This is a genomic window from Streptomyces sp. ISL-43, from assembly GCF_018614195.1.
Classification (GTDB): Bacteria; Actinomycetota; Actinomycetes; order Streptomycetales; family Streptomycetaceae; genus Streptomyces.
On record NZ_JAGGOT010000057.1, the window covers coordinates 18,831 to 35,354 of the forward strand.

16 protein-coding genes, 1 tRNA gene and 1 riboswitch are annotated in these 16,524 nt (G+C 71.6%); of the genes, 4 read left to right on the top strand and 13 right to left on the bottom strand.

Going from position 1 to position 16,524, the window contains the following annotated elements; all coding sequences use genetic code 11:
* Window positions 1-44 precede the first annotated feature (44 nt).
* Entirely contained in the window at window positions 45-1,247 is a 1,203-nt protein-coding gene (locus tag J7F03_RS30290) for a tyrosine-type recombinase/integrase (protein ID WP_214955099.1), read from the top strand.
* 117 nt (window positions 1,248-1,364) lie between these two features.
* Here the strand turns inward: J7F03_RS30290 and J7F03_RS30295 are convergent.
* Window positions 1,365-1,438 (bottom strand) — tRNA-Pro (locus J7F03_RS30295).
* 172 nt (window positions 1,439-1,610) lie between these two features.
* Here J7F03_RS30295 and J7F03_RS30300 point away from each other — a divergent pair.
* Window positions 1,611-2,312, top strand: a complete 702-nt coding sequence (locus tag J7F03_RS30300) for a transketolase (RefSeq protein ID WP_214955101.1) — start codon at window positions 1,611-1,613, stop codon at window positions 2,310-2,312.
* Window positions 2,313-2,400: 88 nt separating this feature from the next.
* Window positions 2,401-3,300: a transketolase family protein gene (locus tag J7F03_RS30305; RefSeq protein WP_214955103.1), complete on the top strand. Its 900-nt coding sequence runs from the start codon at window positions 2,401-2,403 to the stop codon at window positions 3,298-3,300.
* Between the two features lie 62 nt (window positions 3,301-3,362).
* On the opposite strand, the gene J7F03_RS30310 is transcribed toward J7F03_RS30305, so the two are convergent.
* The 10 genes from J7F03_RS30310 to J7F03_RS30355 form a co-directional block, all read right to left on the bottom strand.
* Window positions 3,363-3,734 (bottom strand): MmcQ/YjbR family DNA-binding protein, encoded by a 372-nt coding sequence (locus J7F03_RS30310; protein ID WP_214955104.1) that lies wholly within the window; start codon window positions 3,732-3,734, stop codon window positions 3,363-3,365.
* A 117-nt stretch (window positions 3,735-3,851) separates the two neighbouring features.
* Window positions 3,852-4,397 carry a GAF domain-containing protein gene (locus J7F03_RS30315; protein ID WP_214955105.1) on the bottom strand — a complete coding sequence of 182 codons (546 nt, stop codon included), beginning with the start codon at window positions 4,395-4,397 and terminating at the stop codon, window positions 3,852-3,854.
* Window positions 4,398-4,417: 20 nt separating this feature from the next.
* Window positions 4,418-5,035, bottom strand: a complete 618-nt coding sequence (locus J7F03_RS30320) for an ATP/GTP-binding protein (RefSeq protein WP_214955106.1) — start codon at window positions 5,033-5,035, stop codon at window positions 4,418-4,420.
* Complete coding sequence (locus tag J7F03_RS30325) at window positions 5,013-5,357, bottom strand: DUF742 domain-containing protein (protein ID WP_251072724.1); 345 nt, start codon at window positions 5,355-5,357, stop codon at window positions 5,013-5,015. Before J7F03_RS30325 ends, J7F03_RS30320 begins: the two co-directional genes overlap by 23 nt.
* A gap of 77 nt (window positions 5,358-5,434) precedes the next feature.
* Window positions 5,435-5,866: a roadblock/LC7 domain-containing protein gene (locus tag J7F03_RS30330; RefSeq protein ID WP_214955108.1), complete on the bottom strand. Its 432-nt coding sequence runs from the start codon at window positions 5,864-5,866 to the stop codon at window positions 5,435-5,437.
* A gap of 38 nt (window positions 5,867-5,904) precedes the next feature.
* On the bottom strand, window positions 5,905-7,674 hold the full coding sequence (locus J7F03_RS30335; RefSeq protein WP_214955109.1) for a sensor histidine kinase KdpD: 1,770 nt from the start codon (window positions 7,672-7,674) through the stop codon (window positions 5,905-5,907).
* A gap of 325 nt (window positions 7,675-7,999) precedes the next feature.
* Entirely contained in the window at window positions 8,000-9,220 is a 1,221-nt protein-coding gene (locus J7F03_RS30340) for an MBL fold metallo-hydrolase (RefSeq protein ID WP_214955111.1), read from the bottom strand.
* Window positions 9,221-9,389: 169 nt separating this feature from the next.
* The gene (locus J7F03_RS30345) at window positions 9,390-10,175 is read right to left on the bottom strand and encodes an SGNH/GDSL hydrolase family protein (RefSeq protein WP_214955113.1); all 786 of its coding nucleotides are present in this window, start codon (window positions 10,173-10,175) and stop codon (window positions 9,390-9,392) included.
* 146 nt (window positions 10,176-10,321) lie between these two features.
* A complete protein-coding gene (locus J7F03_RS30350; protein ID WP_214955114.1) occupies window positions 10,322-11,473 on the bottom strand; it encodes a winged helix DNA-binding domain-containing protein in 1,152 nt (383 codons plus the stop codon).
* Between the two features lie 105 nt (window positions 11,474-11,578).
* The gene (locus J7F03_RS30355) at window positions 11,579-12,616 is read right to left on the bottom strand and encodes a M23 family metallopeptidase (protein WP_214955115.1); all 1,038 of its coding nucleotides are present in this window, start codon (window positions 12,614-12,616) and stop codon (window positions 11,579-11,581) included.
* A gap of 4 nt (window positions 12,617-12,620) precedes the next feature.
* A riboswitch (cyclic di-AMP (ydaO/yuaA leader) is annotated at window positions 12,621-12,815 on the bottom strand.
* Window positions 12,816-13,127: 312 nt separating this feature from the next.
* Between J7F03_RS30355 and J7F03_RS30360 the strand changes: the two genes are divergently transcribed.
* On the top strand, window positions 13,128-13,934 hold the full coding sequence (locus J7F03_RS30360; RefSeq protein WP_214955116.1) for a tyrosine-protein phosphatase: 807 nt from the start codon (window positions 13,128-13,130) through the stop codon (window positions 13,932-13,934).
* 144 nt (window positions 13,935-14,078) lie between these two features.
* On the opposite strand, the gene J7F03_RS30365 is transcribed toward J7F03_RS30360, so the two are convergent.
* Window positions 14,079-15,494: an aspartate aminotransferase family protein gene (locus J7F03_RS30365; RefSeq protein WP_214955117.1), complete on the bottom strand. Its 1,416-nt coding sequence runs from the start codon at window positions 15,492-15,494 to the stop codon at window positions 14,079-14,081.
* Window positions 15,491-16,522, bottom strand: coding sequence for an adenosyl-hopene transferase HpnH (gene hpnH / locus J7F03_RS30370; protein WP_214955118.1), 1,032 nt, complete (start codon window positions 16,520-16,522; stop codon window positions 15,491-15,493). The genes J7F03_RS30365 and hpnH overlap by 4 nt, the downstream gene beginning before the upstream one ends.
* Window positions 16,523-16,524 lie beyond the last annotated feature (2 nt).

The window sequence follows — 16,524 nt, forward strand, 5'->3', positions numbered from 1 at the left end:
AAGAGTCAAGGGTGTGGGGGGTTTCGTTCTAGGCAAGGTGCACGATGAGCGATCCGATCACCAAGGTGCTACTCAAGAATGGTTCGACGCGATACCGCTTTATCACTGACGGCCCTCGCCGGCCTAACGGCACGCGCCGCCAGATCAGAAAAACCTTCGACACCAAGAAGGAAGCACGGGCCGAGCTGGTTCGTATTCGGCATCAGTCCACGACAGGGACGTTTGTTGTGCCCAGCAAAATCACGGTTGATGAGCTTCTCGACCTGTGGCTGAAGAGTGCCATTCGAGGTGTTGAAGAAGCGACCGCCTCCAACTATGACAACGCTATCCGTCCCGCTCGGCTGTTTCTCGGAGAGAAACGACTCCAGCTGTTGACCGAGGAAGACGTCGAGGCATTTGTCGATTGGATGCTCACCCGCGGTCGTCAGCGTGGCGGAAAGCCGGGCACCGGTCTGAGCCTTCGCTCAGTCCGACTTGCCCTTGGCCGGCTGCGCTCTGCCCTTAACCTTGCGGTTCGTCGCAATTGGGTGGCTCGAAATGTTGCCGACCACGTTCGCGTCTCACGCGACGCGGTGCGCATAGCGGCCCAGCAAGACGCCAAGCGCCGACCCTGGGACGAGAGCGAGGTCAAGGCATTCATCGAGGCGATCAAGGACGACCGACTCTTTGGCGTAATGCTTCTGACGCTTATTGCCGAGCGTCCTGCCGAGGTGTGCGGCACGCGTTGGGACGAGGACGTTGACCTAACTGGGGCTGGCACCATCGCGGTCGGCAATACCCGAACCATCGTCTACGACCGCAGCCTGCCGAAAGGGTCGCGCAACAAAGTCGTTGAGAAGGACCCCAAGACCCAAAATGGTGAGCGAGTCTTGCCACTGCCTAAGCCGCTGCAAGTAGCACTCGTGACCTTCCGCGCTCGTCAGGCGAAGGAAAAACTCGCCGCCGGGGCAGCGTACGAAGAAAGCGGCTACGTGGTCGTTGACGAACTGGGCCGACCGTTTAAGACCGACAAGCTGCGCCGTGAGGCCCACCGGCTGATGGTCCAGGCTGGCGTCCGCAAGGTTCGTCTCTACGACGCCCGACACGCGTGTCTCTCGTGGATGGCCAACAACGGGGTACCCGACACCGTTGTCTCAGCGTGGGCCGGGCACGCTGACCTGTCCTTCACCAAGCGGTTCTATGTTCACCCTGACCCGCAGAGCCTAAGGGCCGGTTCAGACAAGCTTGGGGAGCTGCTCGCCAGCTAAGGCGGGATCCATCAGGTCTGTGACCAAATGTGACACAACAGAGCGGAAAACGATCAAGAGCCCTGCCTCACCGAAGTGAAGCAGGGCTCTGATCTGCGACTATGAGTAGAACTCTAGTCGGGACGACAGGATTTGAACCTGCGACCCCTTGACCCCCAGTCAAGTGCGCTACCAAGCTGCGCCACGTCCCGATGCCCGCTGACCTGGGGTTTCCCCTGGTTTGAACGCGCAGGAGAACAATACCGCACTTCAGGACGTGCTCGCGCGCACCTTTCTTTCCGGTCCTCCGGCCCTTCCGGCGGCCGCACGGGGTGGCGCGCGGACGCTTGACCTCAAGCGCGCTTGAGGTTGAAAGATCGAGCCATGACACAGGCAGCCGCGGACACCCGGTTCCGCTACGAAGACCTCGGACCGCTCATGGCGCTCATGACCGGGGCCGAGAAGCACGGTCCCGCCGCCACCTCCACGCTCGACGCGCTGTGGGTGCTCTACGACCGGGTGCTGCGGGTCGGGCCCGGCACCGCCGGGGATCCCGGGCGGGACCGGTTCCTGCTGTCCAAGGGGCACGGGCCGATGGCCTACTACGCCGTACTCGCCGCCCAGGGGTTCTTCCCCGTCGGCTGGCTCAGCGGGTTCGGCGCGTACGACTCCCCCCTCGGGCACCACCCGGACCGCACCCTGATCCCCGGCGTGGAGATCGGCAGCGGCTCCCTCGGCCACGGGCTGCCGCTCGCCGTCGGCAGCGCGCTCGGGCTGCGGGCGCAGGGGCTGACCGAGCCGGCGGTGTGGGTGCTGATCGGCGACGCCGAACTGGACGAGGGCAGCAATCACGAGGCGATCGCGTACGCGGGCCCGGCCGGTCTGGAGCGGCTGCACACGATCGTGATCGACAACGACTCCGCCACCCACGGCTGGCGGGGCGGCATCGCCTCCCGCTTCGAGGCGGCCGGTTGGTCGGCGCTCACCGTGGACGGCCGGGACCACGCGGCCCTGCACGCCGCTTTCACCGCACCGCACCCGGGCCGCCCGCACGCCGTCGTCGCCCGTGTCGAGAAGAAGCGGTGAAGAAGCGGGAGCGAACCAAGCGGGCAAGTGAGCAAGTGAGCAAGTGAGCAAGTGAGCAAGTGAGCAAGCAGCGAGATCAGGGGGAGACATGGACACCATGCGCGAACGGTTCATCTCGGTCACATCGGACGCACTCGACGAGGACCCCCGGCTGGCCCTCGTGCTCGCCGAGATCACCATGGACGGCTTCCGCCCCGCCCAGGAGCGCCACCCGGACCGGGTGGTCAATGTCGGCATCCGCGAGCAGCTGCTGATCGGTGTGGGCGGCGGGCTGGCTCTCACCGGGCTGCGGCCCGTCGTGCACACCTTCGCCAGCTTCCTCGTGGAGCGGCCCTTCGAGCAGGTCAAGCTCGACTTCGGGCACCAGGGCACGGGCGGGGTCCTCGTCAGCGCGAGCGCCAGCTACGACTGGCCTGCCGGCGGCTTCACCCACATGGCTCCAGGTGACGTGGCCCTGCTGGACACCCTGGACGGCTGGACCGTCCACGTCCCGGGCCACCCGGACGAGGCCGAGGCACTGCTGCGCCACGCCTACGCCGCCGGGGACGACAAGGTCTACGTCCGGCTCTCCGCGCAGTCGAACGCGCGGGCCCGGCCCGTCACCGGCCTCGGCTTCCAGACCGTACGGGAGGGACGCGCGGGCGTCGTCGTCGCCGTCGGCCCGCTGCTCGACAACGTCCTCTCCGCGACGCGGGGCATGGACGTGACCGTCCTGTACGCCCCGACCGTGCGACCCCTTGACGACGAGGCGCTCCGCGCCGCCGTCGGGCGCGCCGCTGCCGACGTGGTCCTGGTCGAGCCCTACCTCGCCGGGACCTCCGCGGCAGCCGCCGGCGAAGCGCTCATCGAGGTGCCCCACCGGGTGCTCGGGCTCGGCGTCGGCCGCGCCGAGCTTCGCCGCTACGGCACGATCGAGGAGCACACGGCCGCCCACGGTCTGGACCCGGCGTCGCTGCGCACACGGATCGCCGCCTTCCTCCGCGCCTGACCCCGGAGCCCGGGCCGCCCCGGCACCCCGGCCGACCCGCCTCGTACGGCCGCCCCCGCCCCTCAGCCGCCCAGTTCGGGGTGGGCCGCGGCCAGGCGCTTGGGGGCCGCCTGGAGCCAGGAGTCGGTCAGGATCGAGCGCAGCTCCGCCGCGTCCTGCACCGCCGCCAGCCGCACCCGCAGCCAGGCGTAGTTGTCGTCGTGGCCCGGCCGTATGAAGAACTTCTCCGGCTCCGCCGCGATCAGCTCGGCCCGCTCCTCCATGGGGCACTTCACCCCGATCGAGGTGTCGTCGTCGGCGAGCGCGACGAAGATCTTCCCGTTCTTCCCGTCCTTGCCGCCCACCCGGAAGGTCGGCATGCCCCAGGCGAGCTTCTCGCTGCTCCCGGGAAGCGACAGTGCGATCGCCCTGACGTCCTGTGCTGTCGTGGCCATCCCCGCGACTCCTCTCCAGCCACCGGTGATCCCTCGTCTCCGACCGTAGACCCGGCCACTGACAGTCGCCCCGAGCCGATCGCCTCCGAGCCGATCGCCTCCGAGTGGCGAGGCCCCTCACCCGCAGCGGTCCTCCCGCTCGTGCACCAGCTCGACCAGCTCGGCCGCCAGCGCCTTCACCGCCGCCAGCCCGTCCAGCCCCCACCGCCTCGGCACCACGTCCACCGCGCACACCGTCCCCAGGACGATCCCGCGCCGGTCGGTCACCGGCGCGCCGGCGTAGGAGCGCACTCCGCTCTCGTCCACGACGGCATTGCCCGCGAAGCGCGCGAAGTCCCGTACGTCCTCCAGGACCAGCGCCCGCCGCCGCACCACCACGTGCGGGCAGTAGCCGCGATCGCGGGCGAGCACCCGCGCCGGGTAGCCGCTCGCCGGGGCGTCGGGCGCGTGGTGCAGGCCGGCGAAGAACTGGCGTTCCTCGCTGATGAAGTTGACCCCGGCGTACGGCGCGTCCAGCGCGTCCGCGACCCGTCGCGCGAAGGCGTCGAGCTCGCCGTCCGCCCGCTCCCCCAGGCCCAGTTCACGCAGCCGCACCACGCGCGCGGGCGCCTCCCGGTCCACTGGTGTGAGCAGCAGGTGCCCGGTCGATTCGTAGTAGGTCATGGTGTCTCCCCCGAATCCCGTTACTCCGAATACTTCACAGATTTCCCGCGTGCCGAAGGCTCCGCCGCCGACAGCAGGTGGTGGACGAGGGCGGCCAGCGCCCCCGTGCCGGAGCTCGGCAGCCGCGCGTCGCACCGTACGACGGGCACGTCCGGCCCGAGCCCCACCGCTTCCCGCACCTCGTCGGCGGCGTAGCGGTGTCCGCCGTCGAACTCGTTGACGGCGAGGACGAAGCCGATCCCGCGCCGCTCGAAGAAGTCCACGGCGGGGAAGCAGTCGGCGAGGCGGCGCGTGTCGGCGAGCACCACCGCCCCCAGCGCGCCCGCGCACAGCTCCTCCCACAGGAACCAGAAGCGCTCCTGGCCGGGCGTGCCGAAGAGGTAGAGCACGTGCCGCTCGTCCAGCGTGATGCGGCCGAAGTCCAGCGCCACGGTCGTGGACGTCTTCGCCTCGACCCCGTCCAGCGGGTCGGCGGCCTCGCTCAGCCCGCTCAGCAGCTCCTCCGTGCTCAACGGTTCGATCTCGCTCACCGCGCCCACGAAGGTGGTCTTGCCCGCCCCGAAACCGCCCGCGACCAGGATCTTCAAGGTCGCGGGGGCCACGTGGGCGGGGGTCTCAGAGCCTCTTGCGCAAGCCATCGAGCACCGCCCGGAGCAGGGATTGGTCATCGTCGGCGAACGCGCCGGCGGCCGGGCTCGGGAAGCGCGGCGCCCGCACCGTCACGGCCGCGTGTTCCATCAGGTCGGACAGGAGCACCTTGACCACCACCGCGGGCAGTCGCAGCTGTCCCGCCACCTCGGCGACGGTGACCGCCGCCGCGCCGGCGCACAGGCGCAGCGCGAGAGCGTGCTCGGCGCCCAGCGGTCCGCGCGGGCGTACGCCGGTGGCCGTCACCAGCGACAGCAGGTCGAGCGCGACGGCCGGGCGTGTCCGCCCGCCGCTCGCCGTGTAGGGGCGCATCACGCGGCCCGCCGAATCGTCCAGCCACGGTGTGTCACGCGGCGCCCCCGGTGCCGTTGCCCCCCTCGCCCGGGCCCTCATCGCTCCGCGTCGGCGGCGGGCCGCCTCGGCGGGGCCGCCAGGTACGGGCGCACGCTCTTGACCAGCATCGCCATCTCGTAGCCGAGTACGCCCGCGTCGGCCTCCCGGTCCGCCAAGACGGCGAGGCAGGTGCCCGATCCGGCCGCCGACACGAAGACGAGGGCCGTGTCGAGCTCGACCACCACCTGGCGGACCTCGGCGCCGTCCGCGAACCGGGACCCGGCGCTGCGCCCCAGCGAGTACAGCCCGGAGGCGAGCGCGGCCAGGTGGTCGGCGCTGTCGGCGTCGAGCCCGTGCACGCACGTGACGAGCCCGTCGGCGGTCAGCAGCACCGCGCTGCGCGTGTACGGCACCCGCTGGACCAGGCCGCTGAGCAGCCAGTCGAGATCCGAGAGCCGACTGGTCGTGGTCGCCACTTCGCCGCCCATGGGGGTGCGCTCCTTAGCTTTCGGGTGAGAGGCCGGGGTCACGTCTGGTGCTCCGACTGGGCGAGGCCGAAGCCCCGTTGGAAGGCGGCCATCAGGCCGGGGTCGTGCACGGGCTGCTCCGCGCGCACGTCCTCGGCCGGCCGGGGTACGGGTGCTTCGCGCAGCTGGTGCGCGAGGTGCTGCTGGGCGCGGCGCCGGGGCAGCGGCGGCCGCTCCTCGCCGACCCGGGCGGCCGGCACGGACACGGTCACCGGCGCGACCCTGGTCACCGGCGCCCGCACCGTCACCGGCTCGGCCACCGTCACCGACGCCCGCACCGTCACCGGCTCGGCCACCGTCACCGGCCCGCGCACCGTCACTGGCTCGGGCGCGGCCATGGGCGCCGGCACGGGTACGGCCGCGGGCGCCGGCGCGGTCACCGGCACGGCCACGGCCATCGGGGCCGTCACGGCTTCCGCGGCTTCCGCGGCAACCGATGTCGTACGGGGCACGGCGCCCGGGACGCCAACGGCCCATCCCGGCACGGCCGGTGGAGCGCAGGAAGACTCCGCTCCGGGCAGGCTCACGCGCACGGGCTCCAGAGGCGGCGCGCCCGCCCCCTCACCGGTCCCCCACGCGGTGGCCCTGGACCCGCCCAGGGCGTCGGCCGCGCTCGGCGCCTCCGCCCCCAACAGCTCCTGCGGCAGGACGAGTACGGCGAGCACGCCCCCGTAGATGTTGGACTTGAGCTCGACGGCGATCCCGTGCCGGCGGGCCAGCGCCGAGACGACGAACAGGCCGATCCGCCCGTCCGCCAGCAGGTGCCGGACGCTGATCTGGTCGGGGTCGCCGAGCAGGGCGTTCATCCGGTGGGCCTCCTCGGACGGCATGCCGAGGCCCCGGTCCTCCACCTCGACCGCGATCCCGGCCGTGACCCGCTCCGCGCGCACCACGACGTCGGTGTCGGGGGCGGAGAACACCGTGGCGTTCTCGACGAGTTCGGCCAGCAGGTGCACGACGTCGGCGACGGCGTGGCCCCGTACCGTGCCGCCCGCCGGGGGCACCACCTTGACCCGGGTGTACTGCTCGACCTCCGCGACCGAGGAGCGCAGCACCTCGCTCAGGTCGATGGGCCGGGTCCACTGGCGGCGCGAGGCGGCGCCGCCGAGGACCGCGAGGTTCTCGGCGTGCCGGCGGATCCGGGTGGCGAGGTGGTCGACGTGGAAGAGCTCCTTGAGCAGGTCCGGGTCCTCGACCGTGTCCTCCAGGTCGTCCAGCAGCGAGATCTCGCGGTGCACGAGGGACTGGAGGCGGCGCGCCAGGTTGACGAAGACCTCGACCTTGCGGTCGCTGTCGGAGGGTGCGACCGGGCCGCCGAGGCGGACCAGGGTCGCGTGGGCCTGTTCGCGGGCTCCGCGCAACTCCTGGGAGAGCAGCCAGAACTCGTCCACTCCCGCCTCCGAGCCGAAGGACGGCCCGGTCGGTCCGCCGCGCACCGGGAGGGCGGGCAGCTCGCCGCGCTCCAGCCGGTCGGCGGCGGTGCGCAGCTCCTGGCGGCCGCGCACGCTGGAGCGGCGCAGTGACTCGCAGCGGTCCCGGACGGTCTTGCCGGCGCGCTGGGCCCCGAGCAGGGCGGCCGCGAGCGCTCCGATGACGAGCAGGGCGCAGCCGGTGAGCACCGGCCACAGCCGGGCGTCCCGGGCACCCGCGCCGCCGCCGAGCTGAAGCGTGAAGATCACCGCGGCGGCGCCGCTGAGCCCGGCGGCGAGGGTGGGCAGTACGGCGGCACGGACCAGCTGGGGACGTATCTGCCGGCTTGGACCGGTCACGGCGTGTCTCGACGGGGAGTGGCGGGCGGCGCGGAGTCCGGACATCGGCGTCCTCGGTCAGTGGGGCCCGGCCCCCGGGCGTCCCGGGATCCGGTGTTGATCACCGGATACCCACGCTAGACCGCGCGCTCCCGCCGAGGGCGGGCAGTTGGGGAACTTCGCCCGGGTGCTTCCCGCTCCCGATGGAGCGCTCGCACGAAAGCCCGAATGCGCCGGGAGCGCATACGCCCGCCCACCCGGGTCGCACACCACCCGCCCCCGACGCCCCACGCTCCCCGCCGGCCCCGCCGGGTGCCCTGGGAGGGACGGCACCCCGCGGCGGCCACTACGAACCGACGGCCTCCGGCTCCTCACGCGTCTCGCCGCGCGCGCGCCCGGCCACGACGGGCAGTCCGGCCGCGCCGACCGGCGCAACCGCCGCGGGCGGCAGGTGCGCGCCACCGGCCACGAACGGCCGCCACCAGGGCGAGCTCGGCGCGTCGGCCGCGCCCGGCTCGAACGGCTGCCCCGGAACCGGCAGCGCGATCGCCGCCCCGGCCCCCTCGGCCGCGGCCACCGTGCCCTCGCCGGGCTCGTCCCACGGGTGGGGGGCCAGGTTGAAGGTGCCCCAGTGGATCGGCAGCATCGTGCCGTGCGGGGTGCCGCCCTGGAGGTCGAGGTGGGCGCGCATGCCCTCCTCCGGCGTCATGTGGATGTCGGGCCAGTACTCGCTGTACGCGCCGATCTGGATCATCGTCGCGTCGAAGGGCCCGTGCGCGGCGCCGATCTCCCCGAACCCGGGGAAGTACCCCGTGTCCCCGCTGTGGAACACCCGGTGCTCGTCCCCCGCGACGACCCACGACGCCCAGAGGGTGAACTGCTGGTTGCGCAGGCCGCGGCCGCAGAAGTGACGGGCCGGGGTGGCCGTGAGCGAGAGCCCGGCGACCTTGGTGGTCTCGTTCCAGTCGAGCTCGCGCAGCCGGTCCGCCGCGACGCCCCAGCGCTCCAGGTGCGCGCCGACGCCGAGCGGCACGGCGAAGATCGTGTCCGTACCGGCCAGCTCCTTGATGGTCGGCAGGTCGAGGTGGTCGTAGTGGTCGTGCGAGATCACCACGACGTCGACCTCGCCCAGCGAGGCCAGAGGGACCGGCACCGGATGCAGCCGCTTGGGCCCGGCGAAGGGGAAGGGGGAGCACCGCTCGCCCCAGACCGGATCGAAGAGCACCCGGCGCCCGTCGATCTCGACGAGCACGCTGGAGTGCCCCATCCAGGTCAGCCGCAACCCGCCGGCCGGCGGCTTCGCCAGCTCGGCGAGCGTCGTCGGGTAGACGGGGATGGGGGCGCCGGGGTTGCGCCGGAGCCGCTGCTCCTTGTGGAAGTAGATCTTGGCGAACTCCGCCATCGACCCGGAGGGCCTGGTCCGGGCCCCGACCGGATTCTGGAACACGCCGTCGGCGAAGTTCGGCGAACGCCGGATCCGCTCCAGCCGGGCACCGGACGGGTCCGCGCCGAAGGCTTCGGGCCGCAGGGCGCGCAGCCGTGGACGCAAGGGACGGGAGCCGGTCAAGGCGCCTCCTGGGTGGGGTGCGGGCAGGGCGTTCTCATCGGTTACCACCTTCCCAACGCGTGGCGCTCCCGAAGGATTCCGCTCCGCGCTCCCCAAGGGTTCCGTTTCGCGCCCCCGAGGCCGCCCCGCCCCTCGCGCCCGACCGCTCCCGTCCACTCCTACGGCACTCCTACAGCGGCAGCAGGTCCGGCCGCTTCGCCTCGACGTGGTCGCCCGAGGACTCGCCGCGCAGCCGACGTCCGATCCACGGCACCAGGTACTCGCGCGCCCACTGGATGTTGTCCCGGGTCACGTCCACGGACCCGCGCGGCCGCAGCGGCGGCCACGGCTGGTCGGGGTCGGCGGGTACCTCCAGGCCGAGCACCTGCGCGGCGCGCAGCGCGACCCGTGTGTGCCCCTCGGGCGAGAGGTGCAGCCGGTCGGCGTCCCAGGCCCGCCGGTCCTGTACGGACTTCAGCGACCAGAGGTCGAGCACCGGGCAGCCGTACCGGTCCGCGATGGAGTGGACGTGCGCGCTGAACGTCGCGATCTTGCCCCGGATGTGCTTGAGGACCGGCACGTCCCGCGTGTCGAAGCCGGTGGTGATCACGACCAGGCCGACCGATCCGGTGAGGTCGCGCACGGCCGCCTCGTACCGTTCGGCCACGGCGTCCGGGTCGCTGCCGGGCCGGATGATGTCGTTGCCGCCCGCGCAGAAGGTCACCAGGTCCGGTGCGAGCTCCTTGGCCCGGGGGACCTGCTCGGCCACGATCTGGTCCAGGAGGCGGCCGCGCACGGCCAGGTTCGCGTACCGGAAGTCGTGCTCGTCGCGCTGATCGGCCAGGAGTACGGCCAGCCGGTCCGCCCATCCAAGAAACGTTTCCCCGGGTCCCGGGTCCCCAACGCCCTCGGTAAAGCTGTCCCCGATCGCCGCGTACGAGCCGATGGTCTTGAGTGTCGTCGTCGTCGCTGCCACGGGACCACATCTTTCACCCCGGCCCACCACCTACGCGACCGTAGCCACGGACTTACGGACCGTGATCTTCACCACCCGTCAGATCAGGAATAAAGGAGCGACGTCGGCGGGGCCGCGACCCCCCTTCGGTCCCGGCCCCGCCGACGTCAGACGAGCAGCCGGGTCTCGGCGCTCGGCAGCTTGCCCCACCAGTGGCCGTACCGCCGGTAGACCTCCGGGTCGCGGTCGGCGAGGAAGGCCGTCAGCGACCGGGCCTCGGCTGCGATCCGCTCCCAGACCTCCTCCGGCAGCGGGTGGAAGGCCGTCGCCTCCACACCCCCTTCCGCCGGGCGCCACACGCCGGCGACGTACCCGTCGACCAGCAGGGTCGCCAGCGTGTCGCCGTTCACCCGGGTGACCAGCCCCCGGTACCGCGGCGGGATGACCCGACCGCGGTCGGAGTAGGCCAGCAGGATGCTGTCCCACATGGCCATCAGCCGGGGCGGCGCCGGCGTGTCCCCGTCCGGCAGGGGCCCGCCGGGGACGTCGAACAGCTCCTCGCCGGCCGGGCCTTCCAGCCGCTGGAGGGCCCCGGAGAGCTCGGCGTCGCGGAGCGCCTTCCTGACCCTGGCCCGCTGGACCAGCGAGAACTGCGCCACGTCCGCCGCCGACGCCGGCCCGAAACCCTCCAGGTAGCGCACGACGAGCGTCCGCAGGGACTCTTCCGAGGCCTCCGGATTCGCCGGCACCGCCCGCGTCGTCCCGTACCGGGACGCGATGTACGAGGGACGCTCACCGAAGGACCACGGCGGCGCGGTGGGCGCGTGCAGCAGTGGCGCGTACTGCCTCAGCCCCCACCACGCTCCGGGCTTCGGCGGCGCGCCCAGCCGCCGCTCCAGCCACTCCTGGCACTCCGCGGCCGTACGGGGCCGGTCGGCGAAGGCCAGCAGTTCCGGCACCAGCGCGTCGGCGTCCTCGGCGGTCAGCCCCGACACCGTGAACCGCTCGCCCAGCCGGGCCGCCCGCACGCCCGGCTGTACCGCCTCCCGGAAGGCCGGGAAGTCGTCGGCGTGTACGGCGTGCAGCGTGATCCGCATCAAGGTCGACTTGACGACTTCATGGCCGGTGAAAGCGGCGTCGAGGGTGGCCGGGTCGAAGTCCGCGAGCCGGTTCCACAGGGCGAGGTACGGCGAGGCGGCCTGCTGCGCCTGCAGCGCGACCACCCGCCGGACCCCGTCGGTGACACCGAGCGCCTCACGCCCGAGCAGCAACTGCCGTGCGAGCGTGGAGCGGTTGAGCTCCCTTGCCGTGACCCTCATGCCGTGAACCCCGTCCCGTGGCCGCCTCGTCCCCCGCCTCGTGAACCGGCGGCGACGGCGTCCACGATTGACCGGACGGGCAGCCTAACCCGCAGGCCGGCAGGGTCAGATGCTGACGCCCTTCGACCGCAGGTAGGCCAGCGGGTCGATGTCCGAGCCGTACGACGGCCCCGTGCGGATCTCGAAGTGGAGGTGCGGGCCGGTCACGTTGCCGGTGGAGCCGGAGAGGCCGACGCGCTGTCCGGCGGTGACGCTCTGGCCGGTCGAGACGGAGAGCTGGGAGAGGTGCGCGTACTGGCTGTACTTGCCGTCGGCGTGCTGGATGACGACCTCGTTGCCGTACGCGCCGCCCCAGCCGGCGGAGACGACGGTGCCCGCGCCGACCGCCTTGACGGTGGAGCCGGTGCTCGCGAAGAAGTCGACACCGGTGTGGTAGCCGCTGGACCACATGGAGCCGGCGATCTTGTACGCGGTGGAGGGGCCACCGCTGACCGGGGCGACGAATCCGGCGGAGGCGGGCGCGGCCTGCTGCTGCTTGGCGGGGGCCTTGGGGGCGGGCGCCGCCGGGGCCTCGGCCTCGCCGGACGCGCCCTCGTCGGAGCCGCCCTCGTCCGAGCCGCCGTCGAAGACGGCCTCGTCGGCAGCGGACTCGTCGGCGGCCACGTCCTCGGAGCCGTCGGCGGAGGAGTCCGCGGAGCCGGCGGAGTCGGCGGACTGCTCGACCGGCGCGGACGCGCGGCTCGGAGCGGTCCGGGCAGCGCCCTTCGCGCCGAGCGTGAGCTTGAGGCCCGGGTGGATCAGCGACGGGTTCGAGCCGACGGCCTCGCGGTTGTCCGCGTAGAGCCGCTCCCAGCCACCGCTGAGGTGCTGGCGCTCGGCGATCTTGGAGAGGTAGTCCCCGGGCACCACCGTGTAGACGGTGGGGGCGGCCTGCGGGGCGCTGGGCGCGGCCTGGAGCGAGGCCGGAACCTGCGGAGCCTGGACCGGCACGGCGGCGGGCGCGGCGGCCGGGGCACCGGCCGCGTGGGCGCCGGTGGCTCCGAGCAGCGGAAGCGCGAGGGCCGCGCCACCGGTGCCGGCGGCGGCGAAACCGCGGGATATCGAGCGGGACTTCGGACGGCGGTGCTTACCCGTTGCAGGCATGTCGAATTCCTCTCCGGCGCCTGCGAGGTGAGCTGTCGGGTTCGGACTGGAGATGTCCGGCCTCCCATGTGCCGGTGAACAGCACATGTACGGCTTCACCCCGAGCTGTCCCGTTGTAAAGATCTCGACGGAGATCCGGAACAGCGGCTTACCTGGTTCCCCCGCTCCTGCCACGCGCGTGAATAGTCGGGTGCGGTTTCCGGTCGGCGGCAGGATTAGGCGGTCCGTCCGGATCGATCGCGAACGTAATCCAGTCCGGCCGCACGGAACAAGTCATGAATTTCCCAACAGAATCTTGAAGATGACGGGCCGCCGGAATTCCGGTCACCCTCCGTCCATTCCGCACCTTCAACAACCGCCCCGACAGGGCAATTCGCCATTCGTGATCAGGCACTCACGGTCACCGTATGATCTGGCTCACGGGGACGTGTCCGATCTCGCCTCTCGCTATGGCAAGTTGCCCAGAACTGGCGTAATTCGGACACCGACGACGAAGACACGGAGGAGCCCTGTGACCCAGCGGATACCCGAAACCCCCCACGCGGAGCCGGCGCTGACCGGCGTGCGCAACTTTCGTGACGTGGGTGGGTTGCCGACCACGGACGGCCGACGGGTCAAGACGGGACGACTGTTCCGAAGCGGACATCTGGCACATGCCACTGAAACCGACACGGAGTTCCTCGAATCGCTCGGGCTGCACACCGTCTTCGACTTCCGCAACGGCGCCGACCAGGCGCTGGAAGGCCCGGACGTGGAGCTTCCCGGCGTGCGGAACGTCAACATCCCGCTGTCGGACCCGGCCGACGGCCGGGAGTTCTGGAAGATGGTCCGCGACGGTGAGCTCGCCCAGCTCCGCGAGATCCTGGGGGACGGCAAGGGCGTCGCGCGGATGTCCCGTTCGTACCGCACGATCATCACGACGCGCACCGCCGAACACAGCCGGGTCGTGCACGCCCTCGCCGACGACAGCGTCCCCGCCCTCATGCACTGCGCCGCGGGCAAGGACCGGGCCGGTCTGTCGATCGCCGTCATCCTGCTCGCGCTGGGCGTCGAGCGGGAGGCGATCGTCGCGGACTACCTGGAGTCGAACGCCCCCCACAACCGCTACCGGGTCCGCCGGAGCAGCGACGCGGCCCAGCCCCGCACCGCCGAGGTGACGGAGCTGCTCGCCCCGCTCTTCGATGCCCGCGCTCCCTATCTGACCTCGGCCTTCGAGACCATCGACGAGGAGTGGGGCGGGGTGGAGCGCTACCTCGCCGAGGGCCTCGCCCTCGCGCCCGAGACCTTGGACCGGCTCCGCGACCGGCTCCTGGACTGACACCCCGCGGGGCGGGCGGGCCGCCGGATCATCGACCCGGCGGCCCGCCCGCAGAACCGCCCGCAGAACCGCCCGCAGAACCGCCCGCAGAACCGCCCGCAGATCCGCCCGCCGGCCCGCCCCGCCCTCGACCCGCCGCCCGGCTCAGCGGTTGGCGACGGCCTGCTTCACCAGCGTCCTGCCGAAGTCCCACATCAGTGCGCCGCCGCCGTGCGCCTCGTCCATGACCTCGCGGAAGGCGCCGACGAACCGGTCGACGTCCGCCTCGTCCACGATCAGCGGCGGGATCAGCTTGATGACTTCGAGGTGGTCGCCGGAGACCTGCGTGAGGATCCGGTGCTTCTGCAGCAGCGGCACCACCACCATCTGCGCGAACAGCCCCTTGCGGGCCGCCTGCAGCATGGCCCACCGGCTCCGCAGTCCCAGCGAGGAGGGCCGGCCGAACTCGATGCCGATCATCAGCCCGCGTCCCCGCACCTCGTACAGCAGCTCGTACTCGTCCACGAGCCCGGCGAGCCGCCCGCGCAGCAGATCGCCCATGGCGCGGGAGTTGGCCACCACCTGCTCGTCCTCCATGACGCTGAGCACCGCGAGTCCGGCCGCCATCGCCTGGGCGTTGGAGCCGAAGCTCGCGGAGTGGACGAGCACCCGGTCCATGGACGAGTAGACCTTCTTGAAGATCCAGTCCTTGCCCAGGGTCGCTCCGACCGGCACGTAGCCGCCCGAGAGGGCCTTGGCCACGCACACCAGGTCCGGTTCCACCCCGGCCTCGTGCTGGTAGGCGTAGAAGTCACCGGTCCGTCCGAGACCGGTCTGCACCTCGTCCGCGATCAGCAGCGCCTTGTGCCGGCGCAGCAGCTCCTGCGCGGCGAGCAGGAAGCCGGGCGGGGCGGCGATCACCCCCTTGCCCTGGATCGGCTCGACGACGAAGGCGGCCACGTCGCCCTTCTTGAGCTCCCGCTCCAGGGCGGCCAGGTCGCCCAGCGCGATCTTGGTGTCGGGCAGCAGCGGCGCGAAGCCCTCCCGGAAGCCGCCTTCGCCGTTGACCGAGAGCGAGCCCGTGGTGAGCCCGTGGAAGGCGTGGTCGCAGTAGAGGACCCTGGGCCGCCCGGTGGCGTACCGGGCGAACTTCAGGGCGGTCTCCACCGCCTCGGTGCCGCTGTTGCCGAAGAAGACCCGGTCCAGGTGCGGGCTGTGGGAGAGCAGCTTCTCGGCCAGCAGCCCGGGCAGCGGCTGGCAGTCGAAGCGGGTGAGGTCGGCCAGCTGGGCGTCGAGGACGTCGTGCAGGGCCTGCCTGACCACCGGGTGGTGGCGGCCCAGGCCCATCACCCCGAACCCGGCCAGCATGTCGAGGTAGTCGTTGCCCTCGGCGTCCCAGAAGTGGGCTCCCTCGGCCCGCTCGTAGACCTTGTCGAAGCCGATGGTGTGCAGCATCCGGGGCAGCTGGTGGTTGAGGTGGCGGGCGTGCAGCTCGTACCGTTCGCCGCCGCGCTCGGCCAGCAGGGCGCCGAGGTCGAAGCCCTTGCCCCGGCCGCCCTCCCCCGCGTGGCCCGTGCTCATGCCGACTTGTCCCGGTTCCCGCCCACGGTCTCGCGGGCCGCCCGCAGCGACTCCTTCAGCGACCCCATGGTGGCGAGGACGGCGGTGGGCTCGTACCCGCAGTGCGCCATGCAGTTCGCGCAGCGCGGGTCCTTTCCGCGGCCGTACTTGCTCCAGTCGGTGTCCTCGATCAGTTCCCGGTACGAGGGCACGTATCCGTCGCTCATCAGATAGCAGGGGCGCTGCCAGCCGAAGAGCGAGTAATTCGGAATGGCCCAGGCGGTGCAGGGGAAATCGACCTTGCCTTCGAGGAAGTCCAGGAAGAGCGGGGAGTGGTTGAGCCGCCAGCGCCGCCGGTTTCCGCCCGCGAAGGCCTTCTTGAAGAGTTCGCGGGTCTGCTCGACACCCAGGAAGTGTTCCTGGTCGGGCGCCTTTTCGTAGGCGTAGGCCGGCGAGATCATCATCTCGTCCACCTGCAGATCGTCATTGAGGTAGTTGAGCACCTCGATGATGGTCTGCGGGGTGTCGGTGTTGAAGAAGGTGGAGTTGGTGGTCACGCGGAACCCGCGCTTCTTCGCCTCCTTGATGGCCGCGACCGCCTCGTCGAAGACGCCTTCCTTCGCCACCGACTCGTCGTGGCGCTCGCGCAGTCCGTCGATGTGCACGGCGAAGGCGAAGTACGGGGACGGCGTGAACTTCTCGATCTTCTTGCGGAGCAGCATCGCGTTGGTGCAGAGGAAGACATACTTCCGCCTCGCCACCAACTGGCGCACGATCTCGTCGATCTGCGGGTGCATCAAGGGCTCGCCGCCCGCGATGGACACCATCGGCGCGCCGGACTCCAGCACGGCCCCGACGGCCTGGGCCACGGGCATGCGCTGCTTGAGCACCCCGGCCGGGTGCTGGATCTTCCCGCACCCTTCACAGGCGAGGTTGCAGGCGTAGAGGGGTTCCAGCTCGACGATCAGCGGGAACTTCTCACGCTTGCGGAGCTTCTGTTCGAGAAGATACGTCCCGACCCTGATGGTCTGTCGCAGTGGCATTGCCATCT

Coding starts and splice junctions, on each gene's coding strand:
- J7F03_RS30290 (WP_214955099.1), top strand. CDS start 45: ATGAGCGATCCGATCACCAAGGTGCTACTCAAGAATGGTTCGACGCGA.
- J7F03_RS30300 (WP_214955101.1), top strand. CDS start 1,611: ATGACACAGGCAGCCGCGGACACCCGGTTCCGCTACGAAGACCTCGGA.
- J7F03_RS30305 (WP_214955103.1), top strand. CDS start 2,401: ATGGACACCATGCGCGAACGGTTCATCTCGGTCACATCGGACGCACTC.
- J7F03_RS30310 (WP_214955104.1), bottom strand. CDS start 3,734: ATGGCCACGACAGCACAGGACGTCAGGGCGATCGCACTGTCGCTTCCC.
- J7F03_RS30315 (WP_214955105.1), bottom strand. CDS start 4,397: ATGACCTACTACGAATCGACCGGGCACCTGCTGCTCACACCAGTGGAC.
- J7F03_RS30320 (WP_214955106.1), bottom strand. CDS start 5,035: ATGGCTTGCGCAAGAGGCTCTGAGACCCCCGCCCACGTGGCCCCCGCG.
- J7F03_RS30325 (WP_251072724.1), bottom strand. CDS start 5,357: ATGCGCCCCTACACGGCGAGCGGCGGGCGGACACGCCCGGCCGTCGCG.
- J7F03_RS30330 (WP_214955108.1), bottom strand. CDS start 5,866: ATGGGCGGCGAAGTGGCGACCACGACCAGTCGGCTCTCGGATCTCGAC.
- J7F03_RS30350 (WP_214955114.1), bottom strand. CDS start 11,473: ATGAGGGTCACGGCAAGGGAGCTCAACCGCTCCACGCTCGCACGGCAG.
- J7F03_RS30355 (WP_214955115.1), bottom strand. CDS start 12,616: ATGCCTGCAACGGGTAAGCACCGCCGTCCGAAGTCCCGCTCGATATCC.
- J7F03_RS30365 (WP_214955117.1), bottom strand. CDS start 15,494: ATGAGCACGGGCCACGCGGGGGAGGGCGGCCGGGGCAAGGGCTTCGAC.
- hpnH (WP_214955118.1), bottom strand. CDS start 16,522: ATGGCAATGCCACTGCGACAGACCATCAGGGTCGGGACGTATCTTCTC.